This window comes from Achromobacter xylosoxidans, assembly GCF_002192695.1.
Classification (GTDB): domain Bacteria; phylum Pseudomonadota; class Gammaproteobacteria; order Burkholderiales; family Burkholderiaceae_B; genus Achromobacter; species Achromobacter xylosoxidans_C.
Genome location: NZ_MTLG01000042.1, coordinates 1 through 5,492 on the forward strand (window position 1 = coordinate 1; position 5,492 = coordinate 5,492).

Annotated in this window: 7 protein-coding genes; all 7 read right to left on the reverse strand. The window is 66.7% G+C overall.

Going from position 1 to position 5,492, the window contains the following annotated elements:
• A partial coding sequence (gene traD / locus BRO63_RS04570; protein WP_143219448.1) for a conjugative transfer system coupling protein TraD occupies positions 1-996 on the reverse strand: 996 nt, incomplete at its 3' end.
• 4 nt (positions 997-1,000) lie between these two features.
• Positions 1,001-1,549 (reverse strand): integrating conjugative element protein, encoded by a 549-nt coding sequence (locus BRO63_RS04575; RefSeq protein ID WP_033981931.1) that lies wholly within the window; start codon positions 1,547-1,549, stop codon positions 1,001-1,003.
• A complete protein-coding gene (locus BRO63_RS04580; protein ID WP_041025077.1) occupies positions 1,546-2,151 on the reverse strand; it encodes a transglycosylase SLT domain-containing protein in 606 nt (201 codons plus the stop codon). Before BRO63_RS04580 ends, BRO63_RS04575 begins: the two co-directional genes overlap by 4 nt.
• Positions 2,133-2,870, reverse strand: coding sequence for a TIGR03759 family integrating conjugative element protein (locus BRO63_RS04585; protein ID WP_033981925.1), 738 nt, complete (start codon positions 2,868-2,870; stop codon positions 2,133-2,135). Before BRO63_RS04585 ends, BRO63_RS04580 begins: the two co-directional genes overlap by 19 nt.
• A gap of 14 nt (positions 2,871-2,884) precedes the next feature.
• Positions 2,885-3,526, reverse strand: a complete 642-nt coding sequence (locus BRO63_RS04590) for a hypothetical protein (RefSeq protein ID WP_088138665.1) — start codon at positions 3,524-3,526, stop codon at positions 2,885-2,887.
• Complete coding sequence (gene pilL2 / locus BRO63_RS04595) at positions 3,523-4,101, reverse strand: PFGI-1 class ICE element type IV pilus protein PilL2 (protein WP_033981919.1); 579 nt, start codon at positions 4,099-4,101, stop codon at positions 3,523-3,525. The genes BRO63_RS04590 and pilL2 overlap by 4 nt, the downstream gene beginning before the upstream one ends.
• A gap of 233 nt (positions 4,102-4,334) precedes the next feature.
• Positions 4,335-5,492 (reverse strand): C-terminal helicase domain-containing protein (locus BRO63_RS04600; protein WP_143219449.1); only part of this gene is annotated, 1,158 nt, incomplete at its 5' end.

The following is a 5,492-nucleotide window of genomic DNA, read 5'->3' on the forward strand; positions in this document are numbered from 1 at the left end:
GTCGATGTTGATGACGTGGCGCTGGATCAGCATGTAGTCCGGGCGCTGGCCCAGTTCCACCAGGGCGCGGGCGATGATGTTGACGAAGCGCCACGCAAACTCGCGAAATGCCGCGCTGTTGCCTTCCCCGGAGAGCTGCCCTGCAACACGGGTGGCCACCTCGCTGATGCGCCCAAAGCGGCCCACAGCGTTGTAGCGCGCGGAAATGTCGGGCCAGCCCAAATGGAAGACATAGAACTCGCCCTCACGGCCCGCGCGTTTGGCCTCGACGTACACCCGCTTCAAAAGATCGGCATCGCCCTTGGGGTCTATGACGATGACGACCTCGTGTTCGCCGTCGGCGTTCTTGCGCCGAATGTCCTGGGTCACGAACAACTCGGCCAACCGCGTCTTGCCCACGCGCGTGGTGCCCAGCACCAGCGAATGCCCGACGCGCTCACCCAGCGGCAGGCTGACGTCCACCTCATCGGGTTCGATGCCGTGCAGGCGCGGCAGGCCGCCCACAGGCGGCAGCGGGCGCACCGGGTTGAAAGACACATCCCAGCCCGTGAGCGCGGGCAGCCGAGACAGCGGGAACGGCGCGAACTCCAGCCGTTCCTCCAGCCTGCGCGCCAGCCGGTAGGCCGGCGTCAACTCGACGTAGAGGCGAAACTCCGGTCGGTACGTCTGCATGAGCCGATGAGTGTGTTTCTGCTCCCACAGAAACCCGCGCCCCACGAATAGACGCTGCTGGCTGACCGGTACGTCCTTGCTGGTCATCACGTAGTGCGGCAAGCGGCGAATGTTGCGCCGGTAGCGCAGGATGACGCGGGCATCGCGGTAGCGGATGGCACCGTAGGCGCAGAACGCCAGCGCACTGCCGACGCCCATGGCCGGACTCAGCGCGAGCGACCACGGGGCCACCAGGGACAGAAACGCGGCGCCTGCACACGCCGCGACGGTATAGAACTCCACCGCTGGGCGCAGCAAAACCTCGACCGGCTGTTTCCCCGACATGGCTTCATTGCTCGATGCCGGTGGCTGTGATCAGCACCGGGTAATGTCGCAGAGCCAGGCGCTCGGCCAGCTCGTCACCGGCCACAGGCGCGAGGGGTACGCCCGGCACCAGGGCGCGCAGCCGTGCCAGGCCCTGCACGGTCTCGAGGTTGACCACCAGGCCGACCGCGCCGCGCTCGCGCAGCGAGGTAGCATGGCGGCGCAGCCAGGCTTGCGAAGCCTCATCGTCGCCGATGACCACGAAAGGCCGCAGGCCCGGTGCTTCGATCACCCGCCGCGCGACGGTGCCGGGCGTGAGCTTGGCACTGCGCACCGGCAACATCGCGGCCTCGTCCATGGGCGTGGCGGGCACCGGGAGCATTGGGATGGGCGGTCGGGCCGGACCATCGGCGCGCGGCTGAAGGTTCAGAGCCTCGTAGTACGGCAGCGCCGACGCGCCGCCACGGTCTTCGACCACGATCAGCGGCTCGCCGGCACGCGAGGCCAGCGGCAGAGCCGCCAGCAGCATGAGCAGACCCTTCAGCGTGAAGTTGCTCAGAGGGAGGTTCGTCATGGGGATGTCTCCAGGCGCGCAGCGAGGGCCGCGGTGGTTGGGTGCGTGCCCTGCACACGGGCAAGGTGGCGCGACACGCTCCGCCTGTAACGGGCGGCAGGTTCTCCGCCCGCAGGACGGTGGTAGCGACCGATTGCCAGCAACCAGTCCTCGCCAGTGGTGTGCTGCTCTTTCAGGATTTCAGCGGCGATGGAAAGATTGCGGTACGGGTCGAGCAGGTCGCACGCGCTGGCGTAGCGCTGTTGGTGGTAGCCGAGGTTGATCTGGCCAAGGCCCGCGTCGATGCGCGTGTGCGGCGTGGCGCGCATCGCCTGCTGCAAACCGGCGCAGGCGTCGGCGCGTGTTGCGTAACGACGCGACTGGCCAGCGACGTTGAGCGACCACGGCCACGGGACGATGCGTCCATTGCGTCGGATGCCGCTCTCTTGCAAGGCTACGGCGTAGAGCACCGTCGAGGGGATGCCTGCGCGCTGTGCGGCAAGCTGGTAAGCCGGTGGCGGAAGCTCCTGGGCATGGGCGGCGCAGGCGCACAGGCCCGCCACGAGCGCCAGTGCGCGCAAGCACTGCGAAACGGAGGTGGCCGTTACGGCTGGCGCTGCCATTGGCCGTTCACCTCGCGCACGACCGCCGGCAGGTCGCCGGGCAAGCTCAGCGACAGCCACCGCCCGCCATCATGGTTGAGCGTGATGCCACCGCTGCGCACGCGCGCCGGATCGACGTTCGCACGCTTGGCCCAGTCGCGGATGCGCCTGTCGTCCTGGCGGCTGCCGACCATGTACAGGTCGAACTCGGTGCCGGAGGATTGCAGGCGCTGCACAAGCTGCCCGCAGGCCGCGCAGCCGTCCTTGACGAACACGGCCGTGCGGCCTGAACCGCGCAAGGGGTTGGCGCTTGTGCCGGCGCCGGGCTTGTCGTCAGGCAGGTTCACGCGCTGCATGCCGGGATTCAGGCGCTGCCAGGCCTCGTCGTAGGCGCGCTGGTAGGCAAGCAGCTTCTCGACACGGCGCGCCTCGATCTGCACCTGCAGTTTGGCGTAGCGGCGCCGTTCATCGTCGGTGCGCGCCTCGATGCCCAGGGCGGACAGCGGGTCCAGGTTGGGCGAGTAGATGCCCAGCGGCCCATCCATCAGTTCGCGATAGCGCGTCCACTCCTGCGGCTGCAGGCCCCAGTCGCTTGCCACCCTGTCGGTCAAGGTGCGAGTGACCAGCGGACGCTCCTGGCTCTGGGCATTGCCGGCGGTGGCCGTGGCCGGCTGCTGCGCCCAGGTGGGCAACTGGGCAGACGCGAGCAGAAGCGCGGAAAAGATGATGGCTGGCTTCATGTCGTGTCCTAAGCTCAAGGGATCGCCACGCGACGGGTCTGGTCGCCGGCCTGAAACACGGCGGTATTGCCCTCGACCGCCTGTAAGCGCCATGGGCCGAGCGAATCGCCGGGCAGCAGCACCTCAAGCTGGTCGGGCGTGAAGTCCCCGTTGCTCGGCGCGACGGACAGGCTGCGCTGGCCGGCGCGAAGTTCGGCGCCGACTATGCGGAACGGCAGTGGCAGCGGTTCCGGCTTGGCGTTGGGCCTGCGCGGTGTGCGCGGCTGAGCGGGTGCTGCGGTGCGCGCAACGGTCTGGCGCGTCTTGATTTGCTCGACCTCCGTGCGCAGCGTCTGAAGGTCGTCAGCAGCGGCATAGCCGCTCAGCGTTGTCTCGACCTGGGCAGCGCGTGCTTCCAGGAGTTCGCGGGTGTCTTTAAGGTCTGCCGCCGTTGCGACGGTTGGACGCTGCTGGATGGCCTCAATGGCCTCGGCCAGACCTACCGCCTGCGCTTCGAGACGTTGCAGGCGGGAATTAAGCAGCTCCTGGTCGACCTGCTCGTTCACCGCCTGGTAGCCGAGAGCGACGAAAACGCTGAGGCCGATCAGCCAGAGCCACATCAGGCTCTGCAACATCATGGCGGTGATCGGGCGACGGGGAGACTGCGCGGCATTCATGGCTGGCCTCCCGAAACCGAAGGCATCAGCGGAAACGTCTGCACCGCCTCGGCAGCAGGCGGTTCGTGTGCGTGCTCGGCGGTCGCACTGCCTCCAGCCTGCTCAAAGCAAATCTGCCGTGCCCGGTCATTCGCGTGCAGTTCCCAGGCCGGGCCAGCCAGGGTAAGCAGCGCATCGCGCAAGGTCATGGGGCCAAGATGCAGGTGCGCCGCCGGCAGCGGCAGCGCATACAACTCGGTCACGGCGTGGGCCATCTCGCAAAGCTGGTAACCACTGCGTTTGAGCACATGCCGCAGGCCATCGCCCACCGTGGCACGGGCATCCTCCGGCATGGACACATCGATGGTCTGCAACAGCAAGTCACGCTGCGCTGCCGAGGGTGCCAGCTCAACCAGCGTGTAGCGGCCATAGCGCACGACGGGAATGAACTCGGGTGCCTCGGGTTGGGGAACGGAGGCGATTTCCTCTATGGCGTCTGGTGCCAGTGGCGCGGTCGTGGTGGCGCAGCCGCTGGCCAGGGCAGCGGCCAGGAGACCAGCGCCGACCAGACGCCGGGATACATGGATGGCGGGCATGGCATCGGCTCTTCTGTTGCGATGCCGATACATTGGCGGCGCGATGCCGTGCGGTCAGCCAGGAATGCGAACTGGGTGGTGCCCGGTTTGCTGCCTTGGGCAAGCGCTCGGCCTTCACGGGAACACTTTGGAATGAGAGAAAAACGCAGCCCCGCCCACGAAGAACGCGGACGGGGCTGCAAGGTGGGAAGAACAGAAAGCCGGCGGCGCTAGGCCGGCTTGTGGCGTGGAAATCAGGCGGTGACCAATTGCCGGGCCAGCGCCACTTCGACGGAATCACCGTCCTGGTTCAGGACATCCAGCCCCGATTCGGGCACATCGCCCGAGGTGGACTGCGAGACCATGATCTTCTTGGCCATCAGTTCCAGGCAGGTCATCTGCGAGGAACCGGCATAGCCGAGGTAGATCACGCGCACGGGTTGCTTCTGCCCGATGCGCCAGGAGCGGCGTGCTGCCTGTTGGAGCGAGTACACGTTGTAGCCACTTTGCATGAACACAATCGTCGGGAACTCCAGCAGGTCCAGCCCCGTCTTGACCAGCTCGGGATTGGTGACGAGCACGTCGATGCCACGGTCCAGTTGCTCGGCGATCCAGTCTTCTCTGCGGCTGGCATCCACGCTTGCGCGCAGCACCGCCACCTTGAAGCCTTCCTGCTCCAGCAGCCCCTTCAGGCGCGACGTGGTATCGCGCGTGCCGGTATAGACCGTGTAGGCCAGAACCTTGCGGCCCTGTGTCTTCTCCTGCCTGCAGATCTCGATCAGCTCACGCTCCTTGGGGCTGATCTCGAACTCATTGAACTGAGCCGGGACAAACGCCAAGGTGTTGCGCGTGCGTGGATGCACCACGGTCTCCGACCGGAAGCAGCAATCCGGCCAGGCCAGCAGCACGTTGAGCACCACCCCCAGCAAGGTCGTATCGCGTCGCGCCAGAGCCTGTTTCAGCTCTGCGGTCAGCCGACCCGCCAAATCGCGGTAGGCCGCAGCTTGCGCCACGTCCATCTGGACTTCACGAAACTCCTCGTCATACGGTGGCAGGACGTTGCCACCGATGTCCTTGAGCTTGAGGAATATGGTGAACGGCAGGATGCAACGCAAGACCCCTTTCGGGCCGAAGCCGGGAGCCTTGACCGTGCGCACCGATACCTTGGTGCCCTTGGCCGTCTTGTGCGCCGTGCCGGCGCTCTCGGAGTAGATGTCCTTGAGGACGCCGTGATCGCGCATGAACGCCATCGCAGCCGAGGTCATGCTGCCGCTCGTGGTCGGGCGGTAGCCGTCTTCGATCATCCGCCCTGGCAGTGCCCGGAACAGCAGGTAGAACAGATCATCGCCGTAGCCGCCCATCAGCGTGCCGGTCAGCAGCAAGGTCTTGCGAGCCTTCGCCGCCAGCACGCC

Bases quoted from the DNA above. Each gene is read 5' to 3' on its own strand.
- pilL2 (WP_033981919.1), bottom strand. From the start codon at position 4,101: ATGCCCGCCATCCATGTATCCCGGCGTCTGGTCGGCGCTGGTCTCCTG.
- BRO63_RS04585 (WP_033981925.1), bottom strand. From the start codon at position 2,870: ATGAAGCCAGCCATCATCTTTTCCGCGCTTCTGCTCGCGTCTGCCCAG.
- BRO63_RS04580 (WP_041025077.1), bottom strand. From the start codon at position 2,151: ATGGCAGCGCCAGCCGTAACGGCCACCTCCGTTTCGCAGTGCTTGCGC.
- BRO63_RS04590 (WP_088138665.1), bottom strand. From the start codon at position 3,526: ATGAATGCCGCGCAGTCTCCCCGTCGCCCGATCACCGCCATGATGTTG.
- BRO63_RS04575 (WP_033981931.1), bottom strand. From the start codon at position 1,549: ATGACGAACCTCCCTCTGAGCAACTTCACGCTGAAGGGTCTGCTCATG.